Source organism: Verminephrobacter aporrectodeae subsp. tuberculatae, assembly GCF_026127385.1.
Lineage (GTDB): Bacteria > Pseudomonadota > Gammaproteobacteria > Burkholderiales > Burkholderiaceae_C > Acidovorax > Acidovorax aporrectodeae.
On the sequence record NZ_QZCX01000002.1, the window covers coordinates 763,726 to 777,905 of the forward strand.

A 14,180-nucleotide genomic window follows, 5' to 3' on the forward strand; every position below is an offset into this window, starting at 1 on the left:
ATGGCCACCATTCCGATCACCAAGCGCGGCGCCGAAAAGCTCAAGGAGGAGTTGCTGCGCCTGAAAACCGTGGAGCGTCCCGCGGTGATCAGCGCAATTTCCGAGGCGCGCGCGCAGGGTGACCTGGGCGAGAACGCCGAGTACGACGCGGCCAAGGAGCGCCAGGGTTTTGTCGAAGGCCGCATTCAGGAGATCGAAAGCAAGCTGTCCGCCGCGCAGATCATCGACCCCTGCGCGCTCGACGCGGGCGGCAAGGTGGTGTTTGGCGCCACGGTGGAGTTGGAGGACGAGGCCTCCGGCGATACGGTGAAGTACCAGATCGTGGGCGAGGACGAGGCCGACCTGAAGCAGGGGCTGATCAATATCTCCAGCCCCATCGCGCGCGCGCTGATCGGCAAGCAAGAGGGCGATACGGCCGAGGTGCAGGCGCCCGGCGGAATCCACCGCTACGAGGTCGTGGCGGTCCACTACCGGTAGGCGGCCCATGCGCCGCGCACCGGGCCTGCGTCGCCGCCTTCCGGCGCTGGCCGCCGCCCTGTGGTGGGGCAGCCTGAGCACCCTGGGTTTGCTGGTGGCTCCCCTGCTGTTTGCCAAGCTGCCGACGCCAGCGCTGGCAGGCGGCATGGCCGCCGAGCTGTTCGCTGCGCAAACCTGGGTGACGCTGGCCTGTGGCCTGGTGCTGCTGCTCGCTGGCAGGCCAAAGCATGCGGCGCCGTATCCATGGGCGCGGGACGCCATGGTCTGCATACTCGGGGGCATGCTGCTGGCATTGCTGAGCCAGTTTGGCGTGGCGCCGCGCATCGTGGCCCGCCAGGACCTGCGCTGGTGGCACGGCGTGGGCACGGTGATGTACGCGGTGCAGTGGTGCTGCGCTCTGGCCGTGCTGTGGCGCATTCTGGGCCAGGCTCCGGTGCCCGATGGTTTCGAGCAGCGGGGGGACGCAGCCGGCGGCACCTGAAACCGGATGCCCCTCCAGGGGCGCAGAAGGGTTCTTCATTCGCGCCAGTGCTGCGCCACCCAGGGGGCGGGGCGGATGTAGCGCCAGCGGCGATTGCGCCGCCCCGCGAGCGCGTCCGGCGGATTGCATTCCCCGTGGAAGATCACGATGCGCGCACCCGGCGGAATGCACGGCGGGCGCCAGTAGTTCGTCGGCCAGGGCGGTATGCCGTGGTATTTGAAACTCGGGCACCACGCGGCGGGCCAGTATTGCAGCTGGCCCTGCTGGTGCAGAAAGTCGGACAGATAGGCCTGCTCGTTGCGAAACCGGGCGCGTATCGCGGCGCAATGCGCGCGGAAATGCTCCAGCACGTCGGAGTGCGCGCCGAGCTCGAAGCGGTAGACCGACGAATTGCCGGTGATGCGCCAGGGGCGCTTGTAGTCGTGGATGATCAGGAACGCACCCGGGTGGGTGAAGAATGCATCCAGACTCCCGGTGATGACCAGGTCCAGATCGAGGAACAAGGCCGTGCCCTGGAGGCCGTGCAGGTCGGCGCTGAAGGTCACGAGCTTGGTCCAGCCCCTCTCGGGAATGCCCGCAGGCAGCGCGAGCGCGGGGATGGGCAGGCACTGCACCTCGCTGCGGATGGCGCGGCTGTCGTCGGTCAGGCAGATGAAGCGGAAGTCACCCGTGAGCTGCCTGCGCACCATGGCGTAGAGCCGGTTGACGTATTCGGGGCCGTATTTCGAGCCCCATTTCATGCACAGGACATGGCGGCTGCGCGCCGGTGCTGCCTGGGGACTCATCCACTCGCCTGGCGCTTCTTGATGGATTTTTGCTTCGGCTTGGCGCGCTTGATCTGCCCGCCCGCGGTCAGGCGCTGATTGCCCAGCACGCGCAATTGCCGGATTTCCGGGCGCTGGCCGCTGCGCTTGCTGTACTTGAGCAGCCTGACGTCGCGCGGGCCGGGCATGCGGTCCTGCGCGGGTGCACGCTCCTTGACCGGCCGGGGGCGCCATAGCACCAGCAGTTTGCCGATGTGCTGGATGGGGGCCGCGTCGAGCGCGGTCGCGAGCTGCTGGTACATCAGCTCGCGGGCCGCGCGGTCGTCGTGCGCGACGCGCACCTTGATCAGCCCATGGGCGTTCAGTGCGGCGTCAACCTCCCGGGTGACGGCGGCGCTCAGGCCGGCGCCGCCGATCAGGACCACGGGGTCCAGGTGGTGCGCCTGGGCGCGGTGTTCCCGGCGCTCTGCGGGAGTCAGTTGAATGGCGGGCATGCGCCGTATTATCGAGGCAGGACGAGAAGCGATGAAAGTCAAAACCAAAAGCGGGAAGGTCGACAGGGCGTGGCTGAATGAGCACGTCAACGACCCCTACGTCAAATTGGCCCGGAAAGAGGGTTACCGCGCCCGCGCCGCCTACAAGCTCCAGGAGATGGACGAGCAACTGGGCCTGATCAAACCCGGCTACACCGTGGTCGATCTCGGCTGCACGCCCGGCGCCTGGAGCCAGTACCTGCGCAGGCGCATGGCGGCGGGCGCGGCGGGGCCGCTCGACGGCACGATCATCGCGCTGGACATCCTGCCGATGCAGCCCATCGAGGGCGTGACCTATCTGCATGGCGACTTTCGCGCGCCCGAGATGCGCGAGCGCCTGGAGCAGGCATTGAACGGCCGGGGGGTGGACGTCGTGGTGTCGGACATGGCGCCGAATCTGTCCGGCATCGGGTCCGCGGACGCGGCGCGCATGGCGCAGCTGGTGGAACTGGCGCTGGACTTCGCCTGCAAGCACCTGAAACCGGAAGGGGCGCTGGTGGCCAAGCTTTTCCACGGCAGTGGCTACAGCGATTTGGTGAGCCTGTTCCAGCAGACCTTCCAGCGGGTCAAGCCCTTCAAACCCAAGGCCTCGCGCGGCAAGTCCGCCGAAACCTTCCTGGTGGGCAGGGGCTTGGGGCCTGGAAAAGGGGCGGCTGCAACGGAGCTTGCCCGGAGCGCCTGAAAACAGCGCCGTGCAAAGTCCACGTTGCTTCCATGGTCACGCGCGCAATCCGCATGACCTCGCGGCTTGAAACACATAAAATGGGCCGCATATCTTTGCCGTGACGGTTCGTGACGGCACTTCCGTTCTATCTGCCCCCGCAACTGGAGCTCCGCTTGAACAATCAGTGGTTTTCAAAAATTGCCGTTTGGCTGGTCATCGCCATGGTGCTGTTCACGGTGTTCAAACAGTTCGACACCCGGGGATCGGCCAGTTCCGGACACATCGGGTATTCCGAATTTCTTGAAGAGGTGCGCGGCGGCCGCATCAAGAACGCCACCATTCCCGAAGGACTGAGTGGCGGCGAGATCGTCGCCACGACCACCGACGAGCGCAAGATCCGCACGAATGCGTCGGTGCTCGATCGGGGCCTCGTGGGCGACCTCCTGAACCACAACGTCAAGTTCGACGTCAGGCCCCGTGAGGAAGGCTCCCTGTTCATGACCTTGCTCGTCAGCTGGGGGCCGATGCTGCTGCTCATCGGCGTGTGGGTGTACTTCATGCGCCAGATGCAGGGCGGCGGCAAGGGGGGGGCCTTCAGCTTCGGCAAGAGCAAGGCGCGCATGCTCGACGAGAACAGCAACCAGGTCACGTTCGCCGACGTGGCCGGCTGTGATGAAGCCAAGGAAGAGGTCAAGGAGGTCGTGGACTTCCTCAAGGACCCCCAGAAGTTCCAGAAGCTCGGTGGCCGCATTCCCCGGGGCCTGCTGCTGGTCGGCCCGCCCGGTACCGGCAAGACGCTGCTCGCCAAGTCCATTGCGGGCGAGGCCAAGGTGCCGTTCTTCAGCATCTCGGGTTCCGACTTCGTGGAAATGTTCGTCGGCGTGGGCGCGGCCCGTGTGCGCGACATGTTCGACAACGCCAAGAAGAACGCGCCCTGCATCATCTTCATCGACGAGATCGACGCCGTGGGCCGCCAGCGCGGCGCCGGCCTGGGCGGCGGCAACGACGAGCGCGAGCAAACGCTCAACCAGATGCTCGTCGAGATGGACGGCTTCGAGACCAACCTGGGCGTGATCGTGGTCGCCGCGACCAACCGCCCCGACATTCTGGACTCTGCGCTGCTGCGCCCCGGCCGTTTCGATCGCCAAGTGTACGTAACGCTGCCCGACATCCGGGGCCGCGAGCAGATCCTGAACGTGCACATGCGCAAGATCCCGATCGGCCAGGACGTGGCCCCCGGAATCATCGCCCGCGGCACGCCCGGAATGAGCGGCGCCGATCTGGCCAACCTGTGCAACGAAGCCGCCCTCATGGCCGCGCGGCGCAACGCGCGCACCGTGGAGATGCAGGACTTCGAGAGGGCCCAGGACAAAATCCTCATGGGCCCCGAGCGCAAGAGCATGGTCATGCCCGAGGAGGAGCGGCGCAACACGGCCTACCACGAGTCCGGCCACGCGCTCATCGGCAAGCTGCTGCCCAAATGCGACCCGGTGCACAAGGTCACCATCATCCCCCGGGGCCGCGCCCTGGGTGTGACGCTGAGCCTGCCCGAGCAGGACCGCTACAGCTACGACCGCGAGTACATGCTCAACCGGATCAGCATGCTCTTCGGTGGCCGCATCGCCGAAGAAGTGTTCATGAACCAGATGACCACGGGGGCCAGCAATGACTTTGAGCGCGCGACCCACATCGCGCGCGACATGGTCACCCGCTACGGCATGACCGAGGCCCTGGGCCCCATGGTGTACGCCGAAAACGAAGGCGAAATCTTCCTGGGCCGCTCGGTGACCAAGACCATCAACATGAGCGAGCAAACCATGGAGAAGGTCGATGCCGAGGTGCGCCGCATCATCGACGAGCAGTACAACCTGGCGCGCCGGTTGATCGAAGCGAGCCGCGACAAGATACACGCCATGGCCCAGGCCCTGCTCGAGTGGGAGACCATCGACGCGGACCAGATCAATGACATCATGGCAGGCAAGCCGCCCCGTCCGCCCACGGACTGGGTACCCCGCACGCCGCCCTCGTCGGGGGGCGACAACTCCAGCGGTGGCACGCCTGCGGTGGCTACGGGAACCGCTCCAACAGCGGCCTGAGCACGGGGCTCCCGGGCCCTCGCCTTCGTCGTTCGTTGGCCGGTGTTTTTTTCTCCCCGACGTTCCGGCTCCGCTTCGGCGCGGCGCCGTTTTTCGATGCATCGATGATCTGGCAGACCTCCCGCTTCTCCATTGACCTGACCCGGCCCCAGGTCATGGGCATCGTCAACGTGACGCCAGACTCCTTTGTCGATGGGGGGCGCCATGACTCCACCCCCGCGGCCCTGAGGCATTGCGAGCAACTCATTGAGGACGGCGCCCGGATTCTCGACATCGGGGGGGAATCCACGCGCCCCGGCAGCCGGGCAGTTCCGCTGGACGTGGAACTGGCGCGCGTGCTGCCCCTGGTGCGGGACGCCGTTTCCCTGGGTGTGCCCATCTCCGTCGATACCTGCAAGCCCGAGGTCATGCAGGCGGTGCTGGATCTGGGCGCCGACATCGTGAACGACGTCTGGGCGCTGCGCCAGCCAGGGGCCGCGGCCGTCGTCGCGGCGCACCCGCGCTGCGGGGTCTGCCTGATGCACATGCACCGCGACCCGCAGAGCATGCAACTGGAGCCCATGGACGGCGATGTGTTGTCCCGGGTGCTGTCATTCCTGGAGCGATCGGCGCATGGCTTGCTCGCGCAAGGGGTCGAAAAGACGCGCATCGTGCTGGACCCGGGAATCGGCTTCGGCAAGACGGCGGAGCAGAACTTCGTTTTGCTGGCAAGGCAGTCGGCGCTCCTGGCCGCGGGCTATCCCCTGCTGGTGGGCTGGTCGCGCAAGTCGTCCCTGGGCGCGGTCACGGGACTGGACGTGGACCAGCGCATGGCGCCCAGCGTGGCTGCGGCGGTTCTGGCCGTGGAGCGCGGCGCGGCCGTTGTGCGCGTGCACGACGTGCGTGCAACGGTGGCTGCGCTGGCGGTGTGGAGCGCCATGCGGCGGGCCTGCTGATTTCAGACGACGAGAGACGACGGGCAACGGAAGAAGCACCAGGAGACGCTGCACCATGACACGCCAATACTTTGGAACCGACGGCATTCGCGGCACGGTCGGGCAGCCGCCGATCACGCCGGATTTCGTGCTGCGCCTGGCGCACGCCGTGGGCCACGTGCTGCGCCAGACGCAGGAGCGCCCCTCGGTGCTGATCGGCAAGGACACGCGCATTTCCGGCTACATGCTCGAGAGTGCGCTGGAGTCCGGGTTCAACTCTGCGGGGGTGGACGTCGTTCTGCTGGGCCCCCTGCCCACGCCCGGTGTGGCCTATCTGACCCGAGCCCTGCGCGCCAGTCTGGGGGTGGTCATCAGTGCGAGCCATAACCCGTACCCCGACAACGGAATCAAATTCTTCGGCGCGCAGGGCAGCAAGCTCTCCGATGCCTGGGAGCAGGCCGTGGAAGCGGCCCTGGGCGATCCGCCGGTGTGGGCCGACTCGGCCCGCCTGGGTCGGGCGCGGCGGCTCGACGACGCCGCCGGGCGCTACATCGAATTTTGCAAAAGCAGTTTTCCGCAGGACCTGACCCTCAAGGACCTGAAGATCGTGGTGGACGCGGCGCACGGCGCGGCCTACCAGGTGGCGCCCAAGGTGTTCCATGAACTGGGGGCCGAGGTGCTCCCGATCGGCTGTTCGCCCGACGGCCTGAACATCAACCACGGGGTGGGCGCAATGCATCCCGACGCCCTGGTGCGCGCCGTGCGGGAGCACGGCGCGGACTACGGGATTGCGCTCGATGGCGACGCCGACCGCGTGCAGATCGTGGACGCCACGGGGCGTTTGTACAACGGTGACGAGTTGCTGTATCTGATGGTCTGCGACCGCATGGGCCGGGACGAGCATGTGCCCGGCGTCGTCGGCACCCTGATGACGAACATGGCCGTCGAGGCGGCGTTGCAGGCCAAGGGCGTGCAGCTGGTGCGCACCCAGGTGGGGGATCGGTACGTGCTCGAAGAACTGGTGCGCCGCCGCTGGGTGCTGGGCGGCGAAGGCTCCGGGCATTTGCTGGTACTGGATCGCCACACCACCGGCGACGGTCTGGTGAGCGCCTTGCAGGTGCTCCAGGCCTGCGTGCGCAGCGCCTGCACGCTGGCGCAGCTGCTCGGCGGCGTCACGCTGTATCCCCAGGTGCTGCACAACGTCCGTTTGGCCCCGGGGCAGCAGGACTGGAAGTCGAACCGCGTGCTCGCAGACACCACACGGGCGGTGGAACAGGAACTCGGCGCGGCGGGCCGGGTGCTCATCCGCGCCAGCGGCACCGAGCCCTTGCTGCGGGTGATGGTCGAGGCGCGCGACGCCCAACACGCCGGCGCATGCGCGCAGCGGCTCGTGGACGCCGCGCGCGCGGGTTGATCGAAGCACCCCCCGAGAGTCGCCTGCGCATCGATCCACGCCATGCACGCGATGAGGAGCACAGCCATGCGCAAGAGAACACCATTCGCGGGACTGGTCTTGTCGGCCCTGTGGGTGCATGGCGCGGCCCAGGCGCCGGCCGCCCCGGAGCCAGCCCCGGCCGGCGCCACCGCCGAATCACGGGCCCCGCTGACCCAGGGCGAAGCCAAGACCATGCGCGAGTTCAGGCTGCTGGACCTGAACGGCGACGGCAAGCTCAGCCGCACGGAAGTCAGGCTTTTCCCCCGCCTGGCGAACGCCTTTGACGCGGCGGACACGGACGGCGACGGCTACGTGTCGTATGCAGAAGTCCGGGAGTTCGCCGCCAAGTACCGTGCAGAACGGGAGCGCAACCGGGCCGCGCGGGAGGCCCCGGCGGCGGCGCCAGCGGAACCGCAGACCCGGCCCTGAGGGTTTTGCTGGACGGCCCCCGAAGCTGCGCGAAGGGAGCTTGAGAGCGGGCAGGCGGCGCGCCACCCACCGGGCCGGCAAAGCTTTTTGCTACACTGCGCGCCATGTTCATTCACCGCATGTTCATCACAGGTCGCAGCGACCGGGGAGCCTGGCCCTGGCGCCGGGCCGTCGCCTTGAACGCCTGATGGCACCCGGGTCCGCCCGGGAACCCGTGGCCCCCCGCCGGGGCCGTTTGAATGAACCGCAGCAACGCCCGCCAGAAGTGCCAAACACCGGGGCCCGCGTTGCTGCCTGCCGGGAGTGCTCCGCGTGATCACGGAACTTGAATTCAAAAGCCTGGCCAGCGAAGGCTACAACCGCATTCCGCTGATGCTCGAAGCCTTTGCGGATCTGGAAACCCCCCTGTCCCTGTACCTCAAGCTGGCCCATGCCCAGAACGCCGGCAGGCACAGCTTCCTGCTCGAATCCGTGGTCGGCGGCGAGCGCTTTGGCCGCTACAGCTTCATCGGTCTGCCAGCGCGCACCCTGTTGCGCGCCAGCGGCTTTGGCGCCGACGCGCGCACCGAGGTGCTGAGCGACGGCCAGGTGGTCGAATCCGCGCCGGGCAACCCGCTGGACTTCATCGCCGCGTACCAGCAGCGCTTCAAGGTCGCGCTGCGTCCCGGTCTGCCGCGTTTCTGCGGCGGGCTCGCGGGGTACTTCGGCTACGACACGGTGCGCCATATCGAGAAAAAACTCGCAAGCACCTGCCCGCCGGATACCCTGGGCTGCCCGGACATCCTGCTGCTGCAATGCGAGGAACTGGCCGTCATCGACAACCTCTCGGGCAAGCTCTACCTCATCGTCTACGCCGACCCGGCCCAGCCCGAGGCCTACGCCCGGGGCCGCAAGCGGCTACGCGATCTCCGGGAGCAACTCCGGTATTCGGTGAGCGCCCCGGTGCTCAAGGCCAGCGAAAGCCACCCGGCGCAGCGCACCTTTGCCAAGGCCGACTACCTCGCCGCCGTGGAGCGCGCCAAGGAACTGATCGCCGAGGGCGACTTCATGCAGGTGCAACTGGGCCAGCGCATCCACAAGCGCTACACCGAAGACCCGCTCTCGCTGTACCGTGCGCTGCGCTCGCTGAATCCCTCGCCGTACATGTACTTCTACGACTTTGGCGAATTCCAGGTGGTCGGCGCGAGCCCCGAGATCCTCGTGCGCCAGGAGAGCACGCCAGACGGCGCCAAGCTCACCATCCGCCCCCTGGCCGGAACCCGCCCGCGCGGCGCCACCCCCGAGAAGGACCAGGCCGCCGAGGCCGAGCTCGTCAACGACCCCAAGGAGCGCGCCGAGCATGTGATGCTGATCGATCTGGCGCGCAACGACATTGGCCGCATCGCCAAGACCGGCAGCGTGAAAGTGACCGAGGCCTTTGCGGTGGAGCGCTACAGCCACGTGATGCATATCGTGAGCAACGTCGAGGGCCTGCTGCGCGACGGCGTGACGAACATGGACGTGCTGCGGGCCAGCTTCCCTGCCGGAACGCTCACCGGCGCGCCCAAGGTGCACGCCATGGAACTCATCGACCGGCTCGAACCGGGCAAGCGCGGTCTGTACGGCGGCGCCTGCGGTTATCTGAGCTACGCGGGCGACATGGACTTGGCGATTGCGATCCGCACCGGAATCATCAAGGACGGCACGCTCCACGTGCAGGCGGCCGCAGGCGTGGTGGCCGATTCGGTTCCCGAACTGGAGTGGAGGGAAACCGAGCACAAGGCGCGCGCGCTGCTGCGCGCCGCCGAACTCGTCGAGGAGGGCCTGGAATGAGCCGTGACACCAGCGCAGCAGCAAGCCCGGGGAGCGCCGCATGAAACTCCTGATGATCGACAACTACGACAGCTTCACCTACAACATCGTCCAGTACCTCGGCGAACTCGGCGCCGAGGTCGAGGTGGTGCGCAACGACGCGATCACGCTGGATGGCATCGCCGCGCGCGCGCCCGAGCGCCTGGTGATCTCGCCCGGTCCCTGCTCGCCGGCCGAGGCCGGGATTTGCGTCGCCGCGGTCAGGCAGTTTGCCGGCAAGCTGCCCATTTTGGGCGTGTGCCTGGGCCACCAAAGCATAGGCGCCGCGTTCGGCGGCACCATCGTGCGCGCCCGGCAGCTCATGCACGGCAAGACCAGCGTCATTCGCACCACACAAGAGGGCGTGTTCTCCGGGCTGCCCGCGCAGTTCACGGTGAACCGCTACCACTCGCTGGCCATCGAGCGCGCCAGTTGCCCGGACACGCTGGAGATCACGGCCTGGACGGAGGACGGCGAGATCATGGGCGTGCGCCACAGGACGCTGGCCGTGGAAGGCGTGCAGTTCCACCCCGAGAGCATCCTCACCGAGCATGGCCACGCCCTGCTGAAGAACTTTCTGGAGCAGCGCGCGGCCCCCGGCGCGTGATCCCGTGCACCCCCCTGACCGACGAAAGCCCCCATGCCCGATACCCAGCGACTGCCCATGCTCGGCGCCCTATTCATGGGCTTCATTGGCCTGGGCTTCGGAGGCGGGTGGCCCGCGGCGTAAAAAAACTTCAGGAGACGGCAGATGTCCATCACCCCCCAGGAAGCGTTGCAGCGCACGATCGAGCACCGCGAAATCTTCCACGACGAGATGCTGCAACTGATGCGCATGATCATGCACGGCGAACTCTCGCCCGTCATGACCGCCGCCATCGTCACCGGCCTGCGCGTGAAGAAGGAGACCATCGGCGAGATCACCGCCGCCGCGCAGGTGATGCGCGAGTTTTCGACCAAGGTGCAGGTGCCCGAGCGCACGCATCTGGTGGACATCGTGGGCACCGGTGGCGACGGGACCAGCAGCTTCAACATCTCCACCTGCGCCATGTTCGTCGCCGCTGCGGCGGGCGCCAAGGTCAGCAAACATGGCGGGCGCAGCGTCTCGAGCCGCTGCGGCAGCGCCGACGTGATGGAGGCGCTGGGCGTGCGCATCGACCTCGCGCCGCAGGCCATCGCCCAGTGCATCGCGGAGGTGGGGATCGGTTTCATGTTCGCCCCCAGGCACCACCCCGCGATGAAGAACGTGGCCCCGGTGCGGCAGGAACTGGGCGTGCGCACGCTGTTCAACATCCTGGGCCCGCTGACGAACCCGGCCAGCGCGCCGAACATCCTGATGGGCGTTTTCCACCCCGATCTGGTCGGCATACAGGTGCGCGCGCTGCAGCGCCTGGGCGCCGAGCACGCGCTCGTGGTGTATGGCCGCGACGGCATGGACGAAGTGAGCCTGGGCGCCGCGACGCTGGTGGGCGAACTCAGGAACGGCCAGATCACCGAGTACGAAATCCACCCCGAGGACTTCGGGATCGGCATGCTCAGCAACCGTGCGCTCCGGGTCGAGACGCCCGAGCAGTCGCGCGCGATGCTGGTCGGCGTGCTCCGGGGCGACGCCGGCGCTGCGCGCGACATCGTGTGCCTGAACGCCGGCGCCGCCCTCTACGCGGCGAATGTGGTGGATACCATCGCCGCAGGCATCGTGCGTGCCCGCAGCGCCATCGATTCGGGCGCCGCGCTCGCCCGGTTGGAACAACTCGTCGTGCGCACGCACGCGCTCGCCTCCGCTGACACCCCATGAATGACATCCTGAACCAAATCCTGGCCACCAAGCACGAGGAAGTGGCCGCCGCCAAAAAGCGCATGCCGCTCGCCGCCATGCGCGCCGACGCCGAGAGCCGCATGCGCACGCGCGACTTCGAAGGCGCGTTGCGCGCCAAAATCGCGCGCAATCAAGCGGCGGTGATCGCCGAGATCAAGAAGGCCAGCCCGAGCAAGGGCGTGCTGCGCGCCGACTTCGTCCCGGCCGACATCGCGCAAAGCTACGCCGAGGGCGACGGCGCGGTGAGCGCAGCCTGCCTGTCGGTGCTGACGGACACCCGCTTCTTCCAGGGCGGCGTGGACTACCTCAAACAGGCCCGCGCCAGCTGCCCGTTGCCGGTGCTGCGCAAGGATTTCCTGATCGACCCCTACCAGGTGTACGAGTCCCGCGCCATGGGCGCGGACGCGATCCTGCTGATCACCGCCTGCCTCGACGACGCGCAGCTGGCCGACTTCGAAGCCATCGCCCGCAGCCTGGACATGGCCGTTCTGGTGGAGGTGCACGACCGGCGCGAACTGGAGCGCGCGCTCAGGCTCCGGACCCCGCTCATGGGAGTCAACAACCGCAACCTGCGCAGCTTCGAGGTCACGATCGGGACCACGCTGGACCTGCTCGGTGACATTCCGCCGGACCGCCTGCCGGTCACCGAGTCGGGAATCATTGCGCCGCAGGACGTGCAGACCCTGCGCGCCGCGGGCGTGCAGGTCTTTCTGGTCGGCGAAGCCTTCATGCGCGCGGACGACCCGGGTCTGGCGCTGGCCAAGTTGTTTGCCGGGTAGAAGCCGATGACGGCGGTTGCAAGAAAGGCATGCGCATGAGGCCCCGACGATGAATGACATGGTTCCACCTCCTCCAACCCGGCTGATGCGCGCCGACCCGGCCGACTGGCCCGTGGCGCCGGGCTGGCAGCCGCTGGTCGACGCCTTCTTTGCCGGCGCGCGCGGGCAGGCGCTGCTGGCGTTTCTCCAGGCCCGGTTGCAGGCGGGCGCGGTGATCTTTCCGCCCCGGCCGCTGCGCGCGCTCGAGCTCACGCCGCCCGAACGGGTGCGCGTGGTCATCCTGGGGCAGGACCCATACCACGGCCGCGGCCAGGCCGAGGGGCTGGCCTTCTCCGTGGCGCCCGGCGTGCCACTGCCGCCCTCGTTGAGCAATATCTTCAAGGAAATGCAGCGCGACCTGGGAACGCCCATGCCCGCCTGGCCCGAACCGGGCGGCAGCCTGGTGAAATGGGCCCGGAACGGCGTGCTGCTGCTCAACACCGGCCTCACGGTGGAAGAGGGCCAGCCCGCGAGCCACGCCGGCAAGGGCTGGGAAGATCTGACCGACGCGGTCATCCGCCATGTGGCCCAGGGCCAGCGCCCCGTGGTCTTCATGCTCTGGGGCGCGCACGCGCAGTCCAAGCGCAGCTGGATCGCGCCAGACCGCGGGCATCTGCTGCTCATGTCCAACCACCCCTCGCCGCTCTCGGCGCTGCGTCCGCCGGTGCCGTTCATGGGCAACGGCCACTTTGGCCGGGCGCGGGAGTTTCGGCTGCGGCACGGGTCGCAGGACTGAGCGCCTGTGCGGCCGCTCAGGGCGCGCCGCGCGGGCGCTCCAGCAGCATGGCGTCCCCATAGCTGAAGAAGCGGTAGCGCTGCGCGATCGCATGGCGGTAAAGCCCCATCACCTGCGCGTGGCCGGCAAAGGCGCTGACGAGCATCAGCAGCGTGCTCCTGGGCAGGTGGAAATTGGTGAGCAGCACGTCCACCACCTGGAACCGGAAGCCCGGGGTGATGAAGATGCTGGTGTCGCCCGTGGTCTGTCCCGTGCGGGCCCAGGACTCGAGCGTGCGCACGGTGGTGGTGCCTACGGCGACCACGCGGGCGCCGCGCTGGCGGCAGCGCCCGAGCGCGGCCAGCGTGGCCGGGGGCACCTGGTACCACTCGCTGTGCATCTGGTGCTCGGCCAGGTTCTCGGTCTTCACGGGCTGGAAGGTGCCCGCGCCCACGTGCAGGGTGACGCCGGCGCACTCGACGCCGCGCGCCGCCAGCGCGGCGAGCACGTGCGCGTCGAAGTGCAGCGCGGCCGTGGGCGCGGCCACGGCGCCGGGGGTGCGCGCGAACACGCTCTGGTAGCGCTGGCTGTCCTGGGCCGCGTCGGGGTCGTGGCCGCTGCCCTGCTGGCGCACGATGTAGGGCGGCAGCGGCATATGGCCATGGCGCTCCATGAGTTCCCAGGGCGATTCGTGCGCCGGGCCGTGCAGCGCAAAGCGGAACAGGGGGCCGTGCGCATCGGGCCAACGGCCCAGCAGCGTGGCGTCGAAACCGCCCGCGCAGCGGCCCCCGGCCATGCGCACGGTGCTGCCTGGCGGCGGCTTCTTGCTGACCCTCATGTGCGCCACGACCTCGTTGCCCGGGCCGTCCACCGCGGACCCGAGCACGCGTTCGATGAGCAGCTCCAGCCTGCCGCCGCTGGCCTTCTCGCCAAAGATGCGCGCCTTGAGGACGCGGGTGTCGTTGAAGACCAGCAGGTCCCCCGCGCGCAGCAGCCCGGGGAGTTCGCGGAAGATGCGGTCCTCGGGCTGCGGCGCGCGGCCATCGAGCAGGCGCGAGGCGCTGCGCTCGGGGGTGGGGTGCTGGGCGATGAGTTCGGGGGGCAGCGCGAAGTCGAAGTCGCTGAGCCGGTGGGCGCGCGCGCCGTCGCCGGGGGAGTGGTCGCTCATCGTGCTCGCGGGCCGGGCCCGTGCCAGGAAGAAATGCAGA

General features: G+C 68.2%; 15 protein-coding genes. 12 read left to right on the forward strand and 3 right to left on the reverse strand.

The window, feature by feature from the left end:
- Both greA and D5041_RS11465 read left to right on the forward strand, forming a co-directional pair.
- Window positions 1–477: a transcription elongation factor GreA gene (gene greA / locus D5041_RS11460; protein WP_010103632.1), complete on the forward strand. Its 477-nt coding sequence runs from the start codon at window positions 1–3 to the stop codon at window positions 475–477.
- Window positions 478–484: 7 nt separating this feature from the next.
- Window positions 485–958, forward strand: coding sequence for a DUF4149 domain-containing protein (locus D5041_RS11465; RefSeq protein WP_265284769.1), 474 nt, complete (start codon window positions 485–487; stop codon window positions 956–958).
- Between the two features lie 35 nt (window positions 959–993).
- On the opposite strand, the gene D5041_RS11470 is transcribed toward D5041_RS11465, so the two are convergent.
- Window positions 994–1,743 carry a glycosyltransferase gene (locus D5041_RS11470; protein ID WP_265284770.1) on the reverse strand — a complete coding sequence of 250 codons (750 nt, stop codon included), beginning with the start codon at window positions 1,741–1,743 and terminating at the stop codon, window positions 994–996.
- Window positions 1,740–2,216: a YhbY family RNA-binding protein gene (locus tag D5041_RS11475; protein ID WP_265257280.1), complete on the reverse strand. Its 477-nt coding sequence runs from the start codon at window positions 2,214–2,216 to the stop codon at window positions 1,740–1,742. The genes D5041_RS11470 and D5041_RS11475 overlap by 4 nt, the downstream gene beginning before the upstream one ends.
- Window positions 2,217–2,247: 31 nt before the next feature.
- Between D5041_RS11475 and D5041_RS11480 the strand changes: the two genes are divergently transcribed.
- The 10 genes from D5041_RS11480 to D5041_RS11525 all read left to right on the forward strand — a co-directional run bounded on the left by D5041_RS11480 (window position 2,248) and on the right by D5041_RS11525 (window position 12,993).
- Window positions 2,248–2,937 carry an RlmE family RNA methyltransferase gene (locus D5041_RS11480; protein WP_265284771.1) on the forward strand — a complete coding sequence of 230 codons (690 nt, stop codon included), beginning with the start codon at window positions 2,248–2,250 and terminating at the stop codon, window positions 2,935–2,937.
- A gap of 155 nt (window positions 2,938–3,092) precedes the next feature.
- The gene (gene ftsH / locus D5041_RS11485; protein ID WP_029554251.1) at window positions 3,093–5,015 is read left to right on the forward strand and encodes an ATP-dependent zinc metalloprotease FtsH; all 1,923 of its coding nucleotides are present in this window, start codon (window positions 3,093–3,095) and stop codon (window positions 5,013–5,015) included.
- Between the two features lie 104 nt (window positions 5,016–5,119).
- The gene (gene folP / locus D5041_RS11490; RefSeq protein ID WP_265284772.1) at window positions 5,120–5,950 is read left to right on the forward strand and encodes a dihydropteroate synthase; all 831 of its coding nucleotides are present in this window, start codon (window positions 5,120–5,122) and stop codon (window positions 5,948–5,950) included.
- A gap of 55 nt (window positions 5,951–6,005) precedes the next feature.
- Entirely contained in the window at window positions 6,006–7,343 is a 1,338-nt protein-coding gene (gene glmM / locus D5041_RS11495) for a phosphoglucosamine mutase (RefSeq protein ID WP_010103639.1), read from the forward strand.
- A gap of 66 nt (window positions 7,344–7,409) precedes the next feature.
- On the forward strand, window positions 7,410–7,793 hold the full coding sequence (locus tag D5041_RS11500) for an EF-hand domain-containing protein (RefSeq protein WP_265284773.1): 384 nt from the start codon (window positions 7,410–7,412) through the stop codon (window positions 7,791–7,793).
- 312 nt (window positions 7,794–8,105) lie between these two features.
- Entirely contained in the window at window positions 8,106–9,605 is a 1,500-nt protein-coding gene (gene trpE / locus D5041_RS11505) for an anthranilate synthase component I (protein ID WP_265284774.1), read from the forward strand.
- A gap of 40 nt (window positions 9,606–9,645) precedes the next feature.
- Window positions 9,646–10,230: an anthranilate synthase component II gene (locus D5041_RS11510; RefSeq protein ID WP_265284775.1), complete on the forward strand. Its 585-nt coding sequence runs from the start codon at window positions 9,646–9,648 to the stop codon at window positions 10,228–10,230.
- A 144-nt stretch (window positions 10,231–10,374) separates the two neighbouring features.
- The gene (gene trpD, locus D5041_RS11515) at window positions 10,375–11,418 is read left to right on the forward strand and encodes an anthranilate phosphoribosyltransferase (protein WP_010103644.1); all 1,044 of its coding nucleotides are present in this window, start codon (window positions 10,375–10,377) and stop codon (window positions 11,416–11,418) included.
- A complete protein-coding gene (gene trpC / locus D5041_RS11520) occupies window positions 11,415–12,218 on the forward strand; it encodes an indole-3-glycerol phosphate synthase TrpC (protein ID WP_010103646.1) in 804 nt (267 codons plus the stop codon). The genes trpD and trpC overlap by 4 nt, the downstream gene beginning before the upstream one ends.
- 49 nt (window positions 12,219–12,267) lie before the next feature.
- Entirely contained in the window at window positions 12,268–12,993 is a 726-nt protein-coding gene (locus tag D5041_RS11525; RefSeq protein WP_029554253.1) for a uracil-DNA glycosylase, read from the forward strand.
- 16 nt (window positions 12,994–13,009) lie between these two features.
- On the opposite strand, the gene queA is transcribed toward D5041_RS11525, so the two are convergent.
- Window positions 13,010–14,140 carry a tRNA preQ1(34) S-adenosylmethionine ribosyltransferase-isomerase QueA gene (gene queA / locus D5041_RS11530; protein ID WP_265284776.1) on the reverse strand — a complete coding sequence of 377 codons (1,131 nt, stop codon included), beginning with the start codon at window positions 14,138–14,140 and terminating at the stop codon, window positions 13,010–13,012.
- Between the last annotated feature and the right edge of the window lie 40 nt (window positions 14,141–14,180).